This window comes from Pseudomonas sp. GW821-FHT07F01 (assembly GCF_059418825.1).
Map to the genome: position 1 here is coordinate 191,211 of NZ_JBWKQO010000004.1, position 16,934 is coordinate 208,144.

The following is a 16,934-nucleotide window of genomic DNA, read 5'->3' on the forward strand; positions in this document are numbered from 1 at the left end:
GTCGACCCCGAACAGATGATGGCCAGGCCACTGGATGTGCTCCGCGAATCCCTGGAGCACGCGCAACGGATCAATGCGATGCAGCAGGTGCAGTGATGGCAGACACACAAACCGTAGAGAAGAAGTCGGTGCTGTTGACCGGCATAGACCAACTGTCACCCAAACTCGTCGCCCTTCAAGGCAAGGTCGACTCGTTCAAGAAAAACCTTGAGCAGACCGGGCTGGGCAAGCTGGATATCAGCGGGCTGTTCAAGGGCGGCAGCCTGATCACCCCGTTTCTGGACGGGATCAAGGCCTGCGATGCGTTCAAGGGCAAGCTGGCCGAAGTCGGCGACTCCAGCGCGCCGGCTGATGCGGCCAAAGACATGAATGTATTCAGTCAGTCGATGGTCAAGGTGTCCTCGGCCATTGATGCCGCCCTGGCGCCGGCGGTGGGGGCGCTGGTGGTCGGTCTGGAGCCCATGCTCAACAGTGTGGGGACGCTGCTCGACGACAACCCCAAGCTGGTTGAGGGGCTGGCGATGGGCGCCATTGCCTTCTCGGCGATGCAAACCGCCGTGACCGGGGCGACCCAGGTGCTCGATCTGATGGGCACGGTGGCCAAGGCCAACCCGGTGATGTTGATTGCCATGGGCATTGCTCTGGCAGCCGGGGTGGTCATTGCCAACTGGACGCCGATCTCGGCCTTTTTCGTCAGCCTCTGGCAAGGTGTGAAGAGCTTTGCGGCGCAGGCGATGGAGGTGCTCAGTACTCTGTTCGGCTGGACGCCCCTGGGCATGCTGATTGGCAACTGGGGGGCGATCACGGCGTTCTTTGCCGGGCTCTGGGACAGTATCCAGGCGATGACGGCTTCGATCGTCGGCTTCCTCAAGGAGGTGTTCTCCTGGTCGCCTCTGGGACTGATCATCAATAACTGGGCAGGGCTGACGGGGCTATTCGCCTCTATCTGGGAATCCCTCAAGGCCTTGACAGTGCCGGCGATGGCCTTTCTAAAAGGCCTGTTCGACTGGGGGCCGATGGACATGATCACCAGGAGCTGGGGCGCGGTCACCGGCTTCTTCGCGTCGATCTGGGCGGAGCTGCAACCGGGTATCGACGGGGTCAAGAAAGTCCTGCACACCCTGTTCGACTTTTCCCCGCTGGTGATCCTCTACAACAACTGGGGTGCGGTCACGGGCTTCTTCGGTTCGATCTGGGCCGAGCTGCAACCGGGTATCGACTCGATCAGGAAGGCCATTGAAGCCCTGTTCGACTGGTCGCCGATGGAACTGATCATGACCAACTGGGCCCCCATCGCCGATTGGTTTTCCGGGCTGTGGAGCCAGCTTCAAGCGCTGATGGCGCCGATCAAGGAGCTGTTCGAGGGCGGCTTCGGCGGGCTGATTGCCACGGTCACCGCCAAGGTCGAAGGCTTTACCGAAGCGCAAAAGCAGATCAACGCCGAGGGTAAAGGCGGGCTGGCATCACCCTTTGCCGCAACCCAGGGCAGCTCGCTGACCCAGAATTCCAGTGCGCTGATCCAGCAGAACGCCGCGAACAACCGCACCCAACTCGAAGGCGGTTTGACCCTGCGCTTCGAAAACGCCCCGGCTGGCCTGCGCGCCGAACAGGCCACGACCAATCAACCGGGTTTGAACATCGCTTCGACCCTGGGCTATCGCTCACTTTCCCTAGGAGGTTCCCATGGCGGATAACTGGCGTGATCGTTTGTTGCCCGCATCCTTTCGCGGCGTGCCCTTCTGGGTCGACCAGGCGAAAACCCCGGTGGGGCAAAAAGGCCAGTTGCATGAGTACCCGCAGCGCGACCAGCCGTTTTTCGAGGGCCTTGGCCAGCAGGCGAAAGTCCATGACCTGACGGCCTTCATCGTCGGCGCCGATTGCCTGGAGCAGCGCGACAGGCTGCTCAAGGCCCTGGAGGAGGGCAGCGGCGAGCTGGTGCATCCGTGGCTTGGACGGATGCAGGTCAAGGTCGGCGAGTGCGAGATGACCCAGAGCCGCCAGGATGGTGGCCTGGTGACCTTCAGCCTGAAGTTCTACCCGGACCAGCCGCTGCGCTTTCCTTCGGCGGTGGTCAACACCCAGCAGCAGGTGCTGGTGGCCAGTGACACCTTGCTGGGCTCGGCGGTGCTGCGGTTCGAGTTCGCCACCAACCTGATCAAGCAGGCGCGGATCGGCGTGGATTCGCTGCGCAAGGGATTGACCGAGGTGTACGCGGTCATCGAACACGAGTTCAAGCCGCTGATCGAGTTCTATAGCGACCTCAACACCCTGGTCAAGGCGGTCAAGGAAATACCCAAGGAGCTGAGCACGGAGTTCAAGGGGTTGCTGGAGGATGTACGCGGGCTCAAGGATTTTGCCCGCACCGGCTATCGGCAGATGCTCGCCGATATTTCCCAGCAGGTGGAGGCGGCCAGGCGCATCGATCCGCCCAAGCTGACCACCGGCAAGGACACCACCGCGGCGGCCGAGGCGGTAGCGAACCTGGTCCAGGATGCGTTGCTGGTGCAGATCGCCCGGTTGGTGTCGGCCTTGCCGGTGGCCACCCCGGTGGTCAAGCTCAAGAGCACGCCGCCCCTGGCGCAGCAGGCCAGCCAGCCGGTGCAGCGCCTGGAGGTGCCGGTGGCCGACGATGTACTGGCCCTGCGTGACCAGCTCAACGAAGTGATCTGGCAAGCCGCGCTCAAGGCCGACCCGATGCATTACCAGGCGCTCAACACCCTGCGCCAGCAATTGCAGGGCCACCTCAATGCAGTGGCTTCGTCCGGGGTACGGCTGGTCAGCCTCAGCCCCAAAAGCAGCATGCCGGCGCTGGTCCTGGCTTATGAGCGGTTTGCCGATGCGACGCGGGTCGGTGAAGTGGTACAGCGCAACCGGGTGGCCCATCCGGGCTTCCTGCCGCCGGCCGATCTGCAGATTGCGCGGGAGTGACCCATGGACGAACTGGCAAATATCGTCACCCTGACGGTGGACGGGCTGGACTACAGCGGCTGGAAAAGCGTGGAGATCACGGCAGACCTGGAGCGCCAGTTCCGCACCTTCAGCCTCAACATCACCTGGCAATGGCCGGGGCAGGATGGGCAGGTGCGGATCCGCCCGGGCGCTCGCTGCCAGGTGCGCATCGGCTGCGACCTGGTGCTCACCGGGCATGTCTACAAGGCGCCGGTCAGTTATGACGGCAGGCAGATCAGCCTGAGCATCCAGGGCAGCTCCCTGACCCAGGATCTGGTGGATTGCGCGGCCATCAACCGGCCGAGCCAGTGGCGCCAGCAGGATGTGCTGAGCATCGTCCGCGCCCTGGCCGGCTCTTACGGGGTGGGAGTGCGCAGCGAGATTGCACCCACCAGCAAGTTGCACACCCACAGCATCGTGCCGGGGGAGACGGTGTTTGCCTCCATCGACCGCTTGTTGACCTTGTACCGGGTGTTCTCCACCGATGACGCCGACGGCTACCTGCTGCTGGCGGCACCGGGCAGCGGCGGGCGCGCCAGCGATGCCCTGGAGCTGGGCAAGAACATTCTTTCGGCCAATGCAGCGATGGATTTTTCCGCGGTGTTTTCCGAGTACCGGGTGATCGGCCAGCACAAGGGCAGCGACCAGAGCAGCGGTGTCGCGGTCTGCGAGGTGTCCGGCCAGGCCAGCGATGCCCGGGCTTCGCGCAAACGGGTGACGGTGATCAACGAGGCGGCGCAACTGAGTGCGGAACTGGCTCAGCAGCGGGCTGACTGGGAGTGCGGCACCCGCACCGGCAAGGCGCTGACCACCACCTATCAGGTGCAGGGCTGGCGCCAGAGCAATGGTGATTTGTGGCGACACAACACGTTGGTGAGGGTCATCGACCCGGTGCTGGGTTTCGACCAGGACATGCTGATCTCCAAGGTCACCTGGTCGCTGTCCGACCAGGGCTCCATCACCACCTTGCAGGTGGCGCCGCCGCAGACCTTCGATGCCAACCCGACACCCGCAAAAAACTGAAACCTGCGCCCAACCGCAGGAGCCGGCTGGCCGGCTAAGGCACCCGGCACGAAACCGCGCAATCCCTGTTCGCCGGCAAGCCGGCTCTTCTCCCCCCCAAGGAACCCAGCATGAGCCTACTGACACGCCTGTTGGCGCGGGGCACCGTGGTGCTCGCCCATTCGGCCAACAAATTGCAATCGCTGCAAATGCGCCTCACCGCCGGCGAGGTCAACGACGACATGGAGCATTTCGAGCCTTACGGTTTTACCAGCAACCCCCTGGCCGGCGCCGAGGGCATCGCCACCTTCCTCGGCGGCGATCGCTCCCATGGAGTGGTGCTGGTGGTGGCCGACCGGCGCTATCGCCTCAAGGCCTTGGCCGCCGGTGAAGTGGCGATCTACACCGACGAGGGCGACAAGATTCACTTCAAGCGCGGGCGGGTCATCGACATCGACACCGCCACCTTGAATATCCGCGCCAGCAGCGGCGTCATCATCGACAGCCCGACCCTGAGCATGAGCGGCAAGATCGTCTCCCAGGGCGATCAGGTCGCCGCCGGCATCAGCCAGATCAACCACGTCCACAGCGGCGTGCAACCCGGCCCGGGGCAGACCGGCGCGCCGGTGGGAGGTTAAGCATGTTCGCCACTTATGACCTGAAGAACGCCTTGACCCGGGCCGTGGAAATCAGCCTGTTCACCTGGCGCCGCGCCGCCGATGACGACGCCTTGGATGACGACCAGCGCTACGGCTGGTGGGGCGACAGTTTTCCCAGCGTGGCCGACGACCGTATCGGCTCGCGGCTGTGGCTGTTGCGCCGGGTCAAGCTGAGCCGGCAGACCCAGCTCGATGCCGAGTTCTATGCCCGCGAGGCCCTGCAGTGGCTGATCGACGATGGCCACTGCAACGCCGTGGAGATCATGACCGAGCGCCTCGATGCCCAGCGCCTGAACCTGCGCACGGTACTGATCCTGGCCGACGGTGAGCGCCTGGACATCAACCCCATTCACAGTTGGCAGGTGACCTATGCCGTTTGAAACCCCTTCGCTGCCGGTGCTGATTCAGCGCACCCAAAGCGACCTGGCCAGCGATTCGCTGCGCCAGTCCGATGCCCAAGTGCTAGCCCGCACCCTGAGCGGTGCCGCCTTTGGCCTGTATGGCTACCTGGATTGGATCGCCGAGCAGATCCTTCCGGACAAGGCCGATGAGTCGACCCTGGAGCGCATCGCCGCGCTGCGCCTGAACCAGCCGCGCAAGGCTGCCCAGGCGGCCAGTGGCAGCGTCAGTTTCAACGCGGCAGCCGGTGCTGTGCTGGATCTCGGCACCCTGTTGCAAAGCAGCGACGGTCGCAGCTACACAGTGACCGCCGCGCGAACCACCAGCGCAGGCCTCAACAGCACCACGATCCAGGCCGTCGACGGCGGTACCCTGGGCAATGCCGATGCCGGCCTGGAGCTGACCGCGGTGCAGCCGGTGCAGGGCATCAGCAACTCGTTCACCGTCCTGGCCCCGGGCCTGAGCGGTGGTGTGGCCCGGGAAAGCCTCGAATCCCTGCGCTCGCGGGTGATCCGTTCCTATCGGATCATTCCCCATGGCGGCTCGGCGGACGACTACGAAACCTGGGCCATGGAGTGCCCGGGCATCACCCGTGCATGGTGCCGGCGCAATTACCTGGGGCCGGGCACCGTGGGCTTGTTCGTCATGCGTGACGACGACCTGCAGCCGATTCCCAATGCCGAGCAGCTGGCGCGGGTTCTGGCCTATATCGAGCCCTTGCGCCCGGTAACCGCCGAGGTGCATGTGCTGGCGCCAGTGATACAGCCGGTGATCTACCAGGTGCGCCTGACCCCCGACACCAGTGCGGTGCGGGCCGCGGTCGAGGACCAACTGCGCGACCTGCACAGCCGCGAGGCCGGCCTGGGAGAAACCCTGCTCTTGAGTCACATCCGCGAGGCCATCAGCAGCGCCACCGGTGAACAGGATCACCGCCTGCTGGCGCCGCTGGCTGATGTGCCGGCAAGCAGCAACCAACTGCTGGTATTTGGAGGTTGCCAATGGCTGCAATAAGAAGCGCCGCCCAGTACCAGGGCCAGCTGCGCAGCCTGCTGCCCAGCGGCCCGGCCTGGGACCCGGAACGGGTGCCGGAGCTTGAACGGGTGTTGCAGGGCATCTCCCAGGAGCTGGCGCGCATCGACGCCCGGGCCGTGGACCTGCAAAACGAAATGGACCCGGCCAGCGTCAGCGAACTGGTGACGGATTGGGAAAAGGTCATGGACCTGCCCGCCCCCTGCCTGGGGCTGACCCCGCTGTTCGAAGACCGGCGCCTGGCCGTGCGCCGTCGTCTGTTGGCGGTGGGCAACCAGCGCGCCGCCTACTTCGTCGAAATCGCCCGCAGCCAGGGCTATCCCAATGCCAGCGTCACTGAGCTGAGTACCCCGCGCATGGGCCGCTCACGCTTTGGTCACGCGCATTTCGGCACCTGGCGGGCGAACTTCATGTGGACCCTCAATACCGGCGGCCGCCTGCAACTGGGCCGGCGCTTCGGCGCCAGCTATTGGGGCGAACGTTTTGGCATGAACCCGGGCAGCGCCCTGGAGTGCCTTATCCATCGCAGTACACCGGCGCATACACAGGTGTACATCAACTATGACTAGAGAGGACAGGAATACGTGGACTATCCGAAAAGTGTTCCCAGCGTAGGGCTGTTGAACGGGAAGTTTGTTGACGAGAACCCGGTGACCGGGCAAGTCGGCTCACTGATTTCCTCTGAGTGGGGAAACGCGGTTACCGACGAATTGCTCAACGTGATTCGTGCGGGAGGGGAAGAGCCGGCCGAGGCCGAGCATGACCAGTTGCTGGCGGCGATCAAGGCGATCGTGCGTGATTCGATACCGCCGGAGAAGATTCGTACTACCCTGGCCGAGTACGGGATCACCGATGCCTATACCAAGTCGGTGACCTATACCAAGGCGGAGATCGAGGCGCTGTTGAAGAACATGTCAGCCTTGCCGGTGGGGGCGATGGTGCCGTTTCCCAAGGGTACGGTGCCGGCCGGATTCCTGGAGGTGGATGGCAGTGTGCAGAGTGCTGCGACCTATCCGGACCTGGCGGCTTACCTGGGGACTGCGTTCAATACCGGAGGCGAGGGTGCGGGGAATTTCCGGTTGCCTGAGTCGCGGGGGGAGTTTCTGCGGGGTTGGGATCATGGGCGTGGGGTTGATGCTGGTCGGGTAATTGGTAGCGAACAGCAGGATGCGTTGCAGAACATCACAGGTGAATCATCAACGTTTCCCACAGGAAGCACCGCGCCGCTAAACAGTACTGGGGCGTTCAAAACGAATGCTCGATCCGGTGTACCTACTGGTATTGCTGGAGGCGGGGCATGGAGTTCCGCATCCTTTGACTTTGATGCAAGCCGAGTGGCTAGAACTTCCACAGAAACTCGACCTCGCAACCTGGCTGTCATGTGGTGCATCAAAGCCTGGAGTGCACCAGTCAATCAGGGAAGCATTGATGTGGCTGAACTGGCCTTGGAGGTCCAGAAGCAAAAGCCGATAGCGATTATCGGCGGGCATAGGAACTTGAAGGTTTCGGCTTCGGGCCTGAGTGCGCAAGTGAATGTATCGGCCGATCAGTTGATTGTCGGCACCGGTCAACTGGTGCATTCGCTGAGCGGGATTAACTTTAGCTTTAGTGGCCAGGCAGTGGGGGAAAACGGGATAGACGTGGGCGAAATGGCTCCGTCGACCTGGTACAGCGTTTGGGTGATTTGGGGCGGGAGCGCGCCAGCTGGCTTGTTATCGCTGAATGCAACATCTCCCAAGTTGCCGCCCGGCTATACACATAAAGCACGAGTCAGCTGGATTAAAACAGATGCGACGGCCAACAAATATCCGCTGAACTTTATACAAAGTGGTAAGCGTTGCAGTTACAGAGTAACTCCCGGCAGCAATGTACCAGGCAATATTGTTATATCGGCGGGTGTGCAGGGGCACATCAGCACTCCGATCTATGTCCCGATTCCTGTCGCGCCATTTGTGCCCCCTACAGCCGTCACGATACATATGGCGATGACAGGCACCAACAGCACGCAAATGGTTGCTCCCAATGATAGTTATGGCGGCTACACGAACCTTGCTAATCAACCATTGGTGTTTTATGCATCATCCCAACACCTTGCGCAGTACCAGTTACAGCTGGAAGGTCCGAACATCTATCGTGCCGCCCAGTACGCTGGAGATCGTTTGACGTGTTTGGGATGGGAGGACAGTTTATGAGTTTTGCAGTTCGTAATGATGGACAGGGCTGGCGACCAGTTTCGGGTCCTGAGAATGTAGGTGCTGATGAATGGTATTGCGTCGGTATTCCCCCTGATCCGGTTCCGCTACCTCTCACTGAAGAAGAGCTGGCGGCCAGTGAGCGTTCCTATCGGGACAAAGAACTGGCGAGGGGGGTGTGGCTGCGCGATCGTCACCGTGATCAACTGGAAATCGTAATGGTCACAACGCTTTCTGCCGAACAATTCACACAGTTACTGGTGTACATGCAGGCTCTACGCGAGTGGCCGCAATCGCCGCACTTCCCCGACTCTCAGTACCGCCCTGTCGCGCCATCCTGGGTTACTGAACAAACTGAATAAACGCCCCGTACCGCCGGGGCGTTTTCTTATCCGACCTTCAAACACTGACCATGCCAATAACCGAAGAACAACTGCTGCAAATCATGCCTAACGCCCGCCGCCAAGCGGGCGTTTTTGTTTCTCCACTCAACACCGCCATGGCCAAGCGGCAGATCGATACGCCGAAGCGCCAGGCGGCCTTTCTGGCTCAGATCGGACACGAATCCGGGCAGCTGCAATACGTACGCGAACTGGGCAGTGATCAATACCTGAGCAAGTACGACACGGGCCCTCTCGCCGCGCGCCTGGGCAATACCCCCGAGGCGGATGGCGACGGCCAGCGGTATCGCGGGCGCGGGCTGATCCAGATCACCGGGCGCAGCAACTATCACCAGTGCAGCCTCGGGCTGTTTGGCGATGAGCGCCTGCTGGAGTTGCCGGAGCTGCTGGAGCAAGCGCAATGGGCCGCCGAGTCGGCGGCCTGGTTCTGGGAGCGCGGTGGGCTCAATGCCCTGGCTGATCGCGATGAGTTCAACAGCATTACCCGGCGGATCAATGGGGGCCTGAATGGCTTGCAGGACCGCCTGCAACTCTGGGCCAGGGCGCGGGCGGTGCTGTGTTTGCCGGTGGTTTGAGGGCTGCCGTCTGAAGGTCCTGCGGACCTTTTCGCAGCCTGCGGCAGCGGCTACAGGTTTTTTGGCAGGCTGGGTGATTCATTTCCTGCCCGCCTCAGGAGGGCTTGATGAATATCCGTAGCTGGCTGGCCATCGCTGTGGCGGCCGGGTTGCTTTATGCACTCGGCTACGTCAGCGGTGCCGGCAGTGAGCGCAGTAACAACCAACGCCTCGATGAGGCTCGTCTCAAACAATCCTTTGAACAAGGCCGGGCCCTGGGCGCGGTCAGGGAAAAGGTGGTGGTCGAGTACGTCGACCGTATCGTCAAGGTCTATCAGGCGGGCGCCACCATCACCAAGGAGGTTCCTGTCTATGTCTCGAAAGCGGCTGATAGAGCCTGTGTTGTGCCTGCTGGTTTTGTCCGGGTGCACGACGCCGGCGCCGCCAACCTGCCCGTGGCCGGAGGCCCCAGCGTCACTGATGGCGCCGCCTCGGGCCTTGCACTCTCTACCGTCGCCGCCAGCGTCGTCGACAACTACAGCGAATGCCACGCCAATGCCGAGCAATTGAAGGCGTTGCAGCGGTGGGTACGCGAATCCCAGGCTGTGCTGGGGGGCGCTTCGGCAGCCGAGCAACGGCACTGAGAGTAAAGGGACACAACGTTGCCATAAGTACGGGGTAACAGTCAGGACACCATCAAACGGATGTGCCGATGCTAAAAGAGTGCAGATGCTGTCATTGCAAAAGACTTCTCGCCCGAGTGGGTGAGTTTACCGAGCTCCAGATCAAATGCTCCCGATGCGGGACCTTGAATCATGTGAAGGCTACGAGCCTCGAGCAAACGCCTTTGAGCGATATGAATGCGGATTCTCCGCGCACAATCACTTGACCTAATAAGGTGTAAAAAATGGACGCAGTACCAGTTGGTAACCACTTCGTATCGATTTACCCAATTCCCAGCGGTGTAACTACCATCGTTGACCCAGCCTCTAACACTAACGGAGTTATCATTCGCACGGGTTATATCGCCCCTTCGAATGGAGCTGTTGACGTTTATTGTGGCGTCACCGCACCGAAAATTGTTGGTGATAGAACTGTGCCGATTATCTTCTCTGGTAACGGGAACAGCGCCGCTGGATCGCATTCTGAGGTGGTGTTGCCCTATCCGCTCTTTGTTCCAGCAGGCAAGGGCCTGTGGCTCGGTACTTCAGTGCCTGCAACTACTCCGCGTCCGGCAGGTATTGCCCTGACCTGGGACTTGCTGGCTTGAATCAGGCGTAGCGCTTTGAGCCCTGCCTTTGCCTTCGTGGCAGAGGCTTGGGTTGTAAATTTACTGAGAATTTTGGCAAGAGTTCAGGTTTTGGAGGGTTGTTTAGTCGCCCTACGGCTTGTCACTTGCAAGCCACCTCGCCTGGTGTACGGTAAGCACACGCCAGCCCCATCAGGAGAGGATTGTGAAAGAAATCACCCAGCTTGCCGCTGAACTCGGCAGGCGTTTGCAGGTTCTGAATGCCCACGTCACCACCGCGGAGTCCTGCACCGGGGGAGGCATCGCCGAGGCGATCACGCGGATCCCTGGCAGTTCGGCCTGGTTCGAGGCCGGTTATGTCACCTATTCCAATCGCCAGAAGACCCTGCAATTGAATGTGCCGGCCGATTTGTTCAATTCGGTCGGCGCTGTCAGTCGTGAAGTGGTCGAGGCCATGGTCCGGGGGGCACAGGCCAGGAGTCATGCGCATTTTGCCGTGGCGGTCAGCGGTATCGCCGGGCCGGATGGCGGTTCTGCGCAGAAGCCTGTGGGCACTGTGTGGCTGGCCTGGGGGGCGGGAGAGACGCTGACCACCGAGTGCCGGCACTTTCCGGGAAATCGCGATGAGGTCCGCCGACAAACGGTGAAGGCCGCGCTAGAGGGGTTGCTGCAACATGCTGCGGCAGAAATCGCAAATCAGGGGTAGGCGATCCTCGAGCGCTGTGGAATAATACTGGCTACTTATACAGGTGTTGGCCGTCAGGCCTTATTGATTACGTGAGGACTTTAATGGACGACAACAAGAAGAAAGCCTTGGCTGCGGCCCTGGGTCAGATCGAACGTCAATTCGGCAAGGGTGCCGTAATGCGTATGGGCGATCACGACCGTCAGGCGATCCCGGCCATTTCCACCGGCTCTCTGGGTCTGGACATTGCTCTGGGCATTGGCGGTCTGCCAAAAGGCCGTATCGTTGAAATCTACGGCCCTGAGTCGTCCGGTAAAACTACCCTGACTCTGTCGGTTATTGCCCAGGCGCAGAAAGCCGGTGCCACTTGTGCGTTCGTCGATGCCGAGCACGCACTGGATCCGGAGTACGCCGGCAAGCTGGGTGTGAATGTTGACGACCTGCTGGTTTCCCAGCCGGACACCGGCGAACAGGCCCTGGAAATCACCGACATGCTGGTGCGTTCCAACGCGGTTGACGTGATCATCGTCGACTCCGTGGCGGCCCTGGTGCCCAAGGCTGAAATCGAAGGTGAAATGGGCGACATGCACGTGGGCCTGCAAGCCCGCCTGATGTCCCAGGCGCTGCGTAAAATCACCGGTAACATCAAGAACGCCAACTGCCTGGTGATCTTCATCAACCAGATCCGCATGAAGATCGGTGTGATGTTCGGTAGCCCGGAAACCACCACCGGTGGTAACGCGCTGAAGTTCTACGCTTCGGTCCGTCTGGACATCCGCCGTACCGGCGCGGTGAAGGAAGGCGACGAAGTGGTGGGCAGCGAAACCCGGGTCAAGATCGTCAAGAACAAGGTGGCTCCGCCATTCCGTCAGGCCGAGTTCCAGATTCTTTACGGCAAGGGCATCTACCTCAACGGCGAGATCATCGATCTGGGCGTGCTGCATGGCTTCCTGGAGAAATCCGGTGCCTGGTACAGCTACCAGGGCAACAAGATCGGTCAGGGCAAGGCCAACTCGGCCAAGTTCCTGCAGGACAACCCGGAAATCGGCAACGCGCTGGAGAAGCAGATCCGTGAAAAATTGCTGACTGCATCGCCAGACGTCAAAGCCAACCCGGTCAAAGAGACCGAAGACGATATGGCCGACGCTGATATCTGATTGATCCAATGACCGCCGTACTCGATACCCTCGTCGCGGTGCGGCGAACCGCAATGGACCTGCTCGCAAGACGCGAGCACGGTCGTGTCGAGCTGACGCGTAAACTGCGTCAGCGCGGCGCCCCTCCTGAAATGATCGAAGCAGCCCTTGACCGTTTGACGGAAGAGGGCCTGCTGTCCGAATCCCGTTATCTCGAAAGCTTTGTTTCCTATCGTGCACGGTCCGGTTACGGGCCCATGCGTATTCGCGAAGAACTGGGCCAGCGCGGCTTGCAGCGCAGCGATATTGATCTTGCGCTGCGCGAGTGCGGTATCGATTGGCAGGAACAATTGCGTGACGTCTGGCAGCGCAAGTTTGCCGGGCGGTTTCCTGCAGATGCTCGAGAGCGTGCCAAGCAAGGGCGTTTCCTGAGTTATCGCGGGTATTCCATGGACATGATCAGCCGCTTGTTGAGTGGCCGAGGCATGGACGACTGAAGCCGTACCCGCTGCATAACGCAGCGGGCTATGGCTGGGATCAGTTGGCTTTGCTGGTTTCTCGTGCCCGTTGCGTTGTTTGGGGCTGAGGCCTGGCCCAGTTTTCCGGCAGGTTGATGAAGTCGATCAGCTCGCGCAGGCGACCGTTGTCGCGAGCATTGAAGGCGAATGACAGCCGCGCCAGATGGCTGAACTGCACTTCGTCGTGTTCCTCCCCGCTGTAGGCATGCTGTTGAAACTGGCCACTCAGGCACAGGTCGGCGAATGCTGTCTGCATCTGCTCCAGCGCCTGCTCATTGAGGTTGTAGTTCATGCGGATGACGAACTGCTGCTTGAGCCAGCGGCTGGAGTGGAAGTTGGCATAGAACTGCTGGATTTCCTGCACCGCTTCTTCAGTGCTGTGCACCAGGCGCACCAGCTTCATGTCACTGGGCAGAATGTAGCGATTGGCTTCCAGTTGGTTGTGGATGAAGTCCAGGGCGCCTTGCCAGAACTGTCCACCCGGCATGTCCAGCAGTACCACGGGTACCAGCGGGCTTTTGCCGGTCTGAATCAGGGTCAGTACTTCCAGGGCTTCATCAAGGGTGCCAAAGCCGCCTGGGCAAAGCACCAGTGCGTCGGCCTCCTTGACGAAGAACAGCTTGCGGGTGAAGAAAAAGTGGAACGACAGCAGGTTCTCCGTACCGCCAACGGTGGGGTTGGCATGCTGCTCGAAAGGCAGGGTGATGTTGAACCCCAAGCTGTGCTCCAGGCCTGCACCATCGTGGGCGGCGGCCATGATGCCCCCGCCGGCCCCGGTAATGACCATCAGATCCGAGCGGGCCAGGGCCGCGCCCAGCTCTCGGGCCATGGCGTATAGCGGGTGTTCACTGGGGGTGCGTGCCGAGCCGAAGACCGTCACTTTGCGTCGGCCCTTGAACTGTTCCAGGACGCGGAAGGCGTGCTCCAGTTCGCGCAGGGCCTGCAGGGTTATCTTGGCATTCCAGCGATTGAGGTCATCCTCGGCCATGCGCAGGACGGTGAGCACCATGTCGCGGTAAAGAGGAAGATTCGGGCTGTTGGGGGCTATCTGGTTGAGTTGCGCTTCGACCTGGTTCGTCAGGTCGACACCGTTGCTCTGAAAATGACGACTTAACAGGTCATTCGATTGGTAAGGCATTCAGCTTCTCCTTCTGCACAGAACCTTGCGCACGATCGAGATATTCGAATGTGCCACGACACTGCCTGTGTCGCTGCCTGCTCAGCCCAGCGAATGAGCGAATTTCCGGACCCGATCACAGCTGACAATCGCTGGGCAGTGTTGGGGTCATCCACAGAGGTCCTGCTTTCCTTTATTTGAGAACATTTGCACAGCAAGACGCACAAGGACGGCCTCCTCAACCGTCCGCAAGCCGTTTCGGACATGGCTTGATCATGTGCTCATAAAGTCTTGGCTGGCAACCGCTTGTTCGCGGTTTTCCCCAGGCTGGCACCGCTGGTCAGGAGGGGCGGCAAGGGATGACGGCTCTGATTTACTAAGGTGCAGCGTCTGGCGCAGGAGCAGGGGCCGGAGAGAGGCAAGCGGGTTCTGGGCCATGCAGGCCCAGAGCAGGGAGGCAGAGGATGACCATTGTCACGCTGGAGATTGATCCGCAGTTGTATCAGCTGCTGCAAGCCGCCGCCGCTGACCATCAAATAAGCCTGGAGGATGAGTGCCGGCGCCGATTGGCAGCACAGGAGCGGCCATCGCGATACCTACAGGCCCTGGTCGCCGAACTGCGCGCCGATGATCAGCAGCGGCGCGCCGCTCGTTCGTGATTACTTTTTCTTGGGCGTGCTTTGCGCCGGGCAATCCGACTCCTGAAAGCGCGCCGACGCCACCGGGCGATTGGTGCGGTTTTCAGTGAACTCGTAACGCATGATGGCGCCTTTGGCCATCAGCTTGCGGTAGTTGGGGTTGCGGCAGACGCTTGCCCCAAGTTGCAGGTAAACCGCCTTGGGATTGGCGCGCATCTGCTCGGCATGGCCAGACTGCACGCTGAGGTGGTTGATCAGTTCCTTGCCTTCAACGGTATAGCCCTGGTCGAGAATGTTCTCGTTGATTTCCCGAGGAGTGCCGACGTTGCTTTCCGCAGCGACCTTCTCCAGCATTTTGCCCAGTTCGAATTCTTGCAGGGACGCAGCTTGGGCACCCAGGGGCAGGGCCAGCAGAAGGGCGACGGTAGGAATGGTAAAGCGCAACATGAAACTCTCCTGGTGCAGTGACTGATGCTTCGACCAGCCACTCGACTGTGCGTTCAGTGGCGACGAATTATAGGGGGAGAGGCCGCAGGGCGGTACAGGTTTGAACAGATAGCTCTGATAAACTTGTCCGACTTTTTACCCTCTTGAGTGTTTGTCGTGTTGATTTCTGTTTCTTGCTGGCATGTCCTGCGATGAGTCATGCGGTTTCCCGTCTACGTGATCTGCGGATGGCGCGCGTGGCCAAGCCCTTTTTCGCACGCGGCTCACGGGCTGAACGCTGCCCCCGCTGCCGAGTGATTCCCAGCCATTGCCTGTGTGCCTGGCGACCGAAAGTCGTTGCCCGGTCAGCCATGTGCCTTGTGATGCACGACGTCGAACCGCTCAAGCCGAGCAATACCGGTTGGCTGATTGCCGATGTAATCGGCGACACAACGGCGTTCAGCTGGTCGCGTACTGAGGTCGACCCGCAACTGCTGGCGTTGCTGGCCGACCCGCAGTGGCAGCCCTATATCGTATTTCCGGGCGAGTTCGTCGCGCCCGAACGAGTGGTCAGCGAAGTCAGGCAGGAGGAGGGCAAGCGGCCGCTGTTCATTCTGCTGGACGCTACCTGGAGCGAGGCGCGCAAGATGTTCCGCAAGAGCCCTTACCTGGAGCACTTGCCGGTTCTCAGCCTGTCCCCGGAGAAGCTCTCGCGCTACAAGCTGCGTCGCTCCAAGCGTGATGATCACTTCTGTACCGCTGAAGTGGCGGCGTTATGCCTGGAGCTGGCCGGCGATGAGCAGGTCAGCCAGGTACTGGATGCCTACCTCGATGTGTTCAGCACCCATTACCTGTCAGCGAAGTTCCAGAAGGCCATCGATCCGGATGACGATGTGCATGCCCGGCTCAAGCCCTTTGTGTAGTCGTGCTGGAATGAGGCTTTTGTGGCCATAGCTGGGCTACCAGCATGCCGCTGAGCATCAGCGCGCAGCCGAAGTAGCCGCGGGCCTGCAGCGACTCATCCAGCAACCAGGCCCCGGCAATGGCGGCAAATACCGCTTCCAGGGACAGAATGATTGCCGCGTGAGAGGCGATTGCGTCCTTTTGGGCAATCACCTGCAAGGTGTAGCCGATACCGACGGCCACCACCCCGCCATAGAGAATGGCCGGCCCGGCGCCGACAATCGCTTCCCAGCGAAGCGGTTCCAGGCACAACGCCAGGATCAGGCTGACCACCGCGCAGGTCGCAAATTGCAGGAACGCCAGGCGAATCGGGTCATGACGGCCGGCGAAAACTCCCACCAGAATCACGTGCCCACCCCAGACGAAGGCGCCAATCAACTGCAGCCAGTCTCCCGAGGCAACGTGGAAGCTGTCGCTGACGCTCAGCAGGAACATGCCCACCACCGCCAGCACGGCGCCGAGCCAGGTACCCAGGCCAGTCTTGTGGCCAATCAGCAGCCCCAGAAGCGGCACTACAATGACATAGAGCCCGGTGATGAAACCTGCATTGGTGACGGTGGTGAACATCAGCCCCACCTGTTGCAGATTGATGCCCAGGGCCAGGGCCAGCCCCATGAGTACGCCGCCCAGTAGCAGCCCACGATTGAGCAAGGGTTCGGGCTGACGATCCGTGGGTGTTTTACGCAGCGCCAGCGGCAAGAGACAGAGTGAGCCCAGGGCGAAGCGCAGGCCGGAATAAAGGAAGGGGCCGATATGATCCATACCGGAAGTTTGTGCGACAAACGCCGAGCCCCAGATCACCGCGGTAATCAGCATCAGGACATCGGCACGCAAGGCTTGGCTGCGCATGATGGCTCTCTTATTAGTTAGCCAGCTAAGATGCCGCAAAGCTTCACGCTTGACCACCCTGGCTTGGCTGGGCATGCTTGGCGCCGATTAGGGCGCCGGCGCTGTTTGAACCACTGTTTTGCTCAGGCTTTTCGCGGCGTTCGTGCTCTTTGGGTGCGGTATTCTGGC

21 protein-coding genes are annotated in these 16,934 nt (G+C 61.0%); 18 read left to right on the forward strand and 3 right to left on the reverse strand.

The genetic code is table 11. From position 1 onward, the window contains the following. Nucleotides 1-95 precede the first annotated feature (95 nt). The 16 genes from AC07R1_RS15170 to recX all read left to right on the forward strand — a co-directional run bounded on the left by AC07R1_RS15170 (nt 96) and on the right by recX (nt 12,752). Nucleotides 96-1,694 carry a phage tail protein gene (locus tag AC07R1_RS15170; RefSeq protein ID WP_495110668.1) on the forward strand — a complete coding sequence of 533 codons (1,599 nt, stop codon included), beginning with the start codon at nt 96-98 and terminating at the stop codon, nt 1,692-1,694. Beyond that, entirely contained in the window at nt 1,684-2,928 is a 1,245-nt protein-coding gene (locus AC07R1_RS15175; RefSeq protein WP_495110669.1) for a DNA circularization protein, read from the forward strand. The genes AC07R1_RS15170 and AC07R1_RS15175 overlap by 11 nt, the downstream gene beginning before the upstream one ends. Nucleotides 2,929-2,931: 3 nt before the next feature. Continuing rightward, nucleotides 2,932-3,972, forward strand: coding sequence for a phage baseplate assembly protein (locus tag AC07R1_RS15180; protein ID WP_015634366.1), 1,041 nt, complete (start codon nt 2,932-2,934; stop codon nt 3,970-3,972). Nucleotides 3,973-4,082: 110 nt separating this feature from the next. Next, entirely contained in the window at nt 4,083-4,589 is a 507-nt protein-coding gene (locus tag AC07R1_RS15185; RefSeq protein ID WP_011059569.1) for a phage baseplate assembly protein V, read from the forward strand. A gap of 2 nt (nt 4,590-4,591) precedes the next feature. Further along, nucleotides 4,592-4,990, forward strand: coding sequence for a phage GP46 family protein (locus AC07R1_RS15190; protein WP_011059570.1), 399 nt, complete (start codon nt 4,592-4,594; stop codon nt 4,988-4,990). Beyond that, nucleotides 4,980-6,020: a baseplate J/gp47 family protein gene (locus tag AC07R1_RS15195; protein WP_015634369.1), complete on the forward strand. Its 1,041-nt coding sequence runs from the start codon at nt 4,980-4,982 to the stop codon at nt 6,018-6,020. Before AC07R1_RS15190 ends, AC07R1_RS15195 begins: the two co-directional genes overlap by 11 nt. Further along, the gene (locus AC07R1_RS15200; RefSeq protein WP_495110670.1) at nt 6,008-6,607 is read left to right on the forward strand and encodes a YmfQ family protein; all 600 of its coding nucleotides are present in this window, start codon (nt 6,008-6,010) and stop codon (nt 6,605-6,607) included. Before AC07R1_RS15195 ends, AC07R1_RS15200 begins: the two co-directional genes overlap by 13 nt. A 15-nt stretch (nt 6,608-6,622) precedes the next feature. Continuing rightward, complete coding sequence (locus AC07R1_RS15205; RefSeq protein WP_495110671.1) at nt 6,623-8,230, forward strand: phage tail protein; 1,608 nt, start codon at nt 6,623-6,625, stop codon at nt 8,228-8,230. Next, a complete protein-coding gene (locus AC07R1_RS15210; protein WP_259652358.1) occupies nt 8,227-8,592 on the forward strand; it encodes a phage tail assembly chaperone in 366 nt (121 codons plus the stop codon). Before AC07R1_RS15205 ends, AC07R1_RS15210 begins: the two co-directional genes overlap by 4 nt. A 50-nt stretch (nt 8,593-8,642) precedes the next feature. Further along, a complete protein-coding gene (locus AC07R1_RS15215) occupies nt 8,643-9,206 on the forward strand; it encodes a glycoside hydrolase family 19 protein (protein ID WP_093404365.1) in 564 nt (187 codons plus the stop codon). A gap of 107 nt (nt 9,207-9,313) precedes the next feature. Continuing rightward, entirely contained in the window at nt 9,314-9,829 is a 516-nt protein-coding gene (locus tag AC07R1_RS15220) for a hypothetical protein (protein WP_495110672.1), read from the forward strand. Nucleotides 9,830-9,897: 68 nt separating this feature from the next. Further along, complete coding sequence (locus AC07R1_RS15225; RefSeq protein ID WP_495110673.1) at nt 9,898-10,074, forward strand: Com family DNA-binding transcriptional regulator; 177 nt, start codon at nt 9,898-9,900, stop codon at nt 10,072-10,074. An 18-nt stretch (nt 10,075-10,092) separates the two neighbouring features. Beyond that, nucleotides 10,093-10,455 carry a hypothetical protein gene (locus AC07R1_RS15230; RefSeq protein WP_141679908.1) on the forward strand — a complete coding sequence of 121 codons (363 nt, stop codon included), beginning with the start codon at nt 10,093-10,095 and terminating at the stop codon, nt 10,453-10,455. 184 nt (nt 10,456-10,639) lie between these two features. Beyond that, entirely contained in the window at nt 10,640-11,140 is a 501-nt protein-coding gene (locus AC07R1_RS15235) for a CinA family protein (RefSeq protein ID WP_011059578.1), read from the forward strand. Between the two features lie 83 nt (nt 11,141-11,223). After that, complete coding sequence (recA, locus tag AC07R1_RS15240) at nt 11,224-12,276, forward strand: recombinase RecA (RefSeq protein ID WP_011059579.1); 1,053 nt, start codon at nt 11,224-11,226, stop codon at nt 12,274-12,276. Between the two features lie 8 nt (nt 12,277-12,284). Next, nucleotides 12,285-12,752, forward strand: a complete 468-nt coding sequence (gene recX / locus AC07R1_RS15245; RefSeq protein ID WP_011059580.1) for a recombination regulator RecX — start codon at nt 12,285-12,287, stop codon at nt 12,750-12,752. Nucleotides 12,753-12,792: 40 nt separating this feature from the next. Here recX and AC07R1_RS15250 read toward each other — a convergent pair whose 3' ends face one another. Then, nucleotides 12,793-13,911, reverse strand: a complete 1,119-nt coding sequence (locus tag AC07R1_RS15250) for an LOG family protein (protein ID WP_011059581.1) — start codon at nt 13,909-13,911, stop codon at nt 12,793-12,795. Nucleotides 13,912-14,354: 443 nt separating this feature from the next. Between AC07R1_RS15250 and AC07R1_RS15255 the strand changes: the two genes are divergently transcribed. Then, nucleotides 14,355-14,549: a hypothetical protein gene (locus tag AC07R1_RS15255; RefSeq protein WP_011059582.1), complete on the forward strand. Its 195-nt coding sequence runs from the start codon at nt 14,355-14,357 to the stop codon at nt 14,547-14,549. Here AC07R1_RS15255 and AC07R1_RS15260 read toward each other — a convergent pair whose 3' ends face one another. Continuing rightward, nucleotides 14,550-14,975: a quorum-sensing-regulated virulence factor family protein gene (locus AC07R1_RS15260; protein ID WP_011059583.1), complete on the reverse strand. Its 426-nt coding sequence runs from the start codon at nt 14,973-14,975 to the stop codon at nt 14,550-14,552. Between the two features lie 191 nt (nt 14,976-15,166). Here AC07R1_RS15260 and AC07R1_RS15265 point away from each other — a divergent pair, with 191 nt between their 5' ends. After that, the gene (locus AC07R1_RS15265) at nt 15,167-15,877 is read left to right on the forward strand and encodes a tRNA-uridine aminocarboxypropyltransferase (RefSeq protein WP_011059584.1); all 711 of its coding nucleotides are present in this window, start codon (nt 15,167-15,169) and stop codon (nt 15,875-15,877) included. Here AC07R1_RS15265 and AC07R1_RS15270 read toward each other — a convergent pair. Continuing rightward, nucleotides 15,861-16,766 (reverse strand): DMT family transporter, encoded by a 906-nt coding sequence (locus AC07R1_RS15270; protein WP_495110674.1) that lies wholly within the window; start codon nt 16,764-16,766, stop codon nt 15,861-15,863. The genes AC07R1_RS15265 and AC07R1_RS15270 overlap by 17 nt on opposite strands. Nucleotides 16,767-16,934 lie beyond the last annotated feature (168 nt).

Coding starts and splice junctions, on each gene's coding strand:
- AC07R1_RS15190 (WP_011059570.1), top strand. CDS start 4,592: ATGTTCGCCACTTATGACCTGAAGAACGCCTTGACCCGGGCCGTGGAA.
- AC07R1_RS15255 (WP_011059582.1), top strand. CDS start 14,355: ATGACCATTGTCACGCTGGAGATTGATCCGCAGTTGTATCAGCTGCTG.
- AC07R1_RS15260 (WP_011059583.1), bottom strand. CDS start 14,975: ATGTTGCGCTTTACCATTCCTACCGTCGCCCTTCTGCTGGCCCTGCCC.
- AC07R1_RS15210 (WP_259652358.1), top strand. CDS start 8,227: ATGAGTTTTGCAGTTCGTAATGATGGACAGGGCTGGCGACCAGTTTCG.
- AC07R1_RS15225 (WP_495110673.1), top strand. CDS start 9,898: ATGCTAAAAGAGTGCAGATGCTGTCATTGCAAAAGACTTCTCGCCCGA.
- AC07R1_RS15200 (WP_495110670.1), top strand. CDS start 6,008: ATGGCTGCAATAAGAAGCGCCGCCCAGTACCAGGGCCAGCTGCGCAGC.
- AC07R1_RS15180 (WP_015634366.1), top strand. CDS start 2,932: ATGGACGAACTGGCAAATATCGTCACCCTGACGGTGGACGGGCTGGAC.
- AC07R1_RS15220 (WP_495110672.1), top strand. CDS start 9,314: ATGAATATCCGTAGCTGGCTGGCCATCGCTGTGGCGGCCGGGTTGCTT.
- AC07R1_RS15185 (WP_011059569.1), top strand. CDS start 4,083: ATGAGCCTACTGACACGCCTGTTGGCGCGGGGCACCGTGGTGCTCGCC.
- AC07R1_RS15195 (WP_015634369.1), top strand. CDS start 4,980: ATGCCGTTTGAAACCCCTTCGCTGCCGGTGCTGATTCAGCGCACCCAA.
- AC07R1_RS15215 (WP_093404365.1), top strand. CDS start 8,643: ATGCCAATAACCGAAGAACAACTGCTGCAAATCATGCCTAACGCCCGC.
- AC07R1_RS15265 (WP_011059584.1), top strand. CDS start 15,167: ATGAGTCATGCGGTTTCCCGTCTACGTGATCTGCGGATGGCGCGCGTG.
- AC07R1_RS15230 (WP_141679908.1), top strand. CDS start 10,093: ATGGACGCAGTACCAGTTGGTAACCACTTCGTATCGATTTACCCAATT.
- recX (WP_011059580.1), top strand. CDS start 12,285: ATGACCGCCGTACTCGATACCCTCGTCGCGGTGCGGCGAACCGCAATG.
- AC07R1_RS15270 (WP_495110674.1), bottom strand. CDS start 16,766: ATGCGCAGCCAAGCCTTGCGTGCCGATGTCCTGATGCTGATTACCGCG.
- AC07R1_RS15170 (WP_495110668.1), top strand. CDS start 96: ATGGCAGACACACAAACCGTAGAGAAGAAGTCGGTGCTGTTGACCGGC.
- AC07R1_RS15250 (WP_011059581.1), bottom strand. CDS start 13,911: ATGCCTTACCAATCGAATGACCTGTTAAGTCGTCATTTTCAGAGCAAC.
- recA (WP_011059579.1), top strand. CDS start 11,224: ATGGACGACAACAAGAAGAAAGCCTTGGCTGCGGCCCTGGGTCAGATC.
- AC07R1_RS15175 (WP_495110669.1), top strand. CDS start 1,684: ATGGCGGATAACTGGCGTGATCGTTTGTTGCCCGCATCCTTTCGCGGC.